The 2,087-nt window shown below is 35.6% G+C and carries 1 protein-coding gene, 7 tRNA genes and 1 rRNA gene; all 9 read right to left on the minus strand.

The window, feature by feature from the left end:
• Positions 1-482: 482 nt before the first annotated feature.
• Complete coding sequence (locus C661_RS0120795; protein WP_017417243.1) at positions 483-1,235, minus strand: peptidylprolyl isomerase; 753 nt, start codon at positions 1,233-1,235, stop codon at positions 483-485.
• A gap of 169 nt (positions 1,236-1,404) precedes the next feature.
• Positions 1,405-1,479, minus strand: a tRNA-Glu gene (locus C661_RS0120800).
• A gap of 7 nt (positions 1,480-1,486) precedes the next feature.
• Positions 1,487-1,562 (minus strand) — tRNA-Lys (locus tag C661_RS0120805).
• Positions 1,563-1,568: 6 nt separating this feature from the next.
• Positions 1,569-1,643, minus strand: a tRNA-Gln gene (locus tag C661_RS0120810).
• A 3-nt stretch (positions 1,644-1,646) separates the two neighbouring features.
• Positions 1,647-1,723 (minus strand) — tRNA-Arg (locus C661_RS0120815).
• A 5-nt stretch (positions 1,724-1,728) separates the two neighbouring features.
• A tRNA-Gly gene (locus C661_RS0120820) sits at positions 1,729-1,802 on the minus strand.
• A 3-nt stretch (positions 1,803-1,805) separates the two neighbouring features.
• A tRNA-Leu gene (locus C661_RS0120825) sits at positions 1,806-1,889 on the minus strand.
• A 4-nt stretch (positions 1,890-1,893) separates the two neighbouring features.
• Positions 1,894-1,968, minus strand: a tRNA-Glu gene (locus tag C661_RS0120830).
• Positions 1,969-1,973: 5 nt separating this feature from the next.
• A 5S ribosomal RNA gene (gene rrf / locus C661_RS0120835) occupies positions 1,974-2,087 on the minus strand; the annotation flags it as partial.

The following is a 2,087-nucleotide window of genomic DNA, read 5'->3' on the forward strand; positions in this document are numbered from 1 at the left end:
GCGCTACACTGTAGCGTTGTCACCATCTGGCGACTTTTATATCTTATCATCACTTAAAACCTTTGTCAATACTTTTTTATTTTTAATACTTCTACCAATAATTTAAAAGTTGTTTTAAGTTTTAAGTGTTTTTTGTCCGTTCTTAAGGACAAGACATATCTTATCATAATCTTACTGATGTTTTTCTATTATAGTTATACCCATATAAAATTATTCCTATTATACTACAATATTCTACAAATATCTCTTTGTTTTATAGTTTGATACACTAGGATTAGTATATCTTCTAGTTCATTATAATTCACCCTGACTAACAACTAACTTTAAATGCCCTATCTATTCTTTATAACTTATTTTACATACTATACTTATTTATCCTTATAATAAAAATTATATTTATGTTATATTATTTATTGAATTATAAAAGCCACTATTATTACTTAGAAATAATAGTGGCTTTATAGTTTATATTTATTTATCTATTATGCTTCTGTATATAATTCAACTTTAAAATCTTCTTTTAAATCATTTACGAAGTTAGTATATGCTTTATTTTGTTTTTCATGAAGTAAGTTAGACGCTATCGTTGCTTTTACCTCATCATATGGTCTATCAGTAGCTTGTAACTTATCTTCTACTTTTATGATATGATAACCAAATTGAGTCTTTACTGGACCACTAATCTCGCCTACAGCTAATTGGAATGCAGCATTTTCAAATTCAGGAACCATTCTTCCTCTTCCAAATTGTCCTAAGTTTCCACCTTGACTAGAAGATGGGCAATTAGAAAATTCTTTTGCAGCGTCTTCAAAACTAGTTCCACTATTAATTTTTTCTACAATTTCATTTGCTTGCTCTTCACTATCAACTAATATATGTTTAGCACTAACTGTTTCCTCTGTCTTGAACATTTCTCTATTGTTATCATAGAAACTCTTAACATCATCATCATTTACACTTACTGTATCTAGTATCTTTTTAACTCCTGCTTGAATTAATAAATCCTTTTTCATTAACTCTAATTGTTGCTTATATTCTTCACTTTCTTCTAACTCTGACTCTTTTGCATAGTTATAAATTAGTTCAAAGCTTATCATTTGATCTAAAAGTTGCTTTTTACCTTGCTCTGTTCTAAAGTATTGTTGGTTTTCTTGTGGAAATCTAACCATAGCCATTTCTAAATCTTGTTCACTAATTTGAGCGCCATTAACTGAAGCCAATATTTTATTTTCCATAATTACTCTCCTTTTTATCCTTTATTTAGGTACTTACTAATCTATAATATCATACTGGAAGAAAAAAACAAATAACTTTATATCCAATATGAGACTTACCAATTATATACCTGAACACATATAATTAATTTTCTATGCAAAAAAACTCTTACTTTAAAGTAAGAGTTTTTGGTGACTCCTAGGGGAATCGAACCCCTGTTACCACCGTGAAAGGGTGGTGTCTTAACCGCTTGACCAAGGAGCCAGAATAATGGTGGCTCACCGGGGGATCGAACCCCGGACACCATGATTAAAAGTCATGTGCTCTACCGACTGAGCTAGTGAACCACTTATTGGCTGGGATAGCAGGATTTGAACCTACGAATGCCAGAGTCAAAGTCTGGTGCCTTACCGCTTGGCGATATCCCATTATGGTGCGTCTTAAGGGATTCGAACCCCTGGCCCACGCCTTAGAAGGGCGTTGCTCTATCCAGCTGAGCTAAAGACGCATTTTTGGAGCGGGTGAAGGGAATCGAACCCTCGTAACTAGCTTGGAAGGCTAGCACTCTACCATTGAGTTACACCCGCAAATGGTGCAGATGAAGGGAGTCGAACCCCCACGCCGAAGGCGCTAGATCCTAAGTCTAGTGCGTCTGCCAATTCCGCCACATCTGCATAATGGTGACTCCTAGGGGAATCGAACCCCTGTTACCACCGTGAAAGGGTGGTGTCTTAACCGCTTGACCAAGGAGCCATATGACCTGGCGACCACCTACCCTCCCACAAAGTCTCCCTTGCAGTACTCTTGGCCGTTTAGATCTTAACCTTCGTGTTCGGTATGGGAACGGGTGTATCTTCTAAACGCATCATCAC

Origin of the sequence: Clostridium tunisiense TJ (assembly GCF_000300195.1) — a bacterium.
GTDB classification, from domain to species: Bacteria; Bacillota; Clostridia; order Clostridiales; family Clostridiaceae; genus Clostridium_J; species Clostridium_J tunisiense.

What these genes read in the sequence shown, in the direction of transcription:
- C661_RS0120795 (WP_017417243.1), bottom strand. Translation starts at nt 1,235, where the DNA reads ATGGAAAATAAAATATTGGCTTCAGTTAATGGCGCTCAAATTAGTGAA.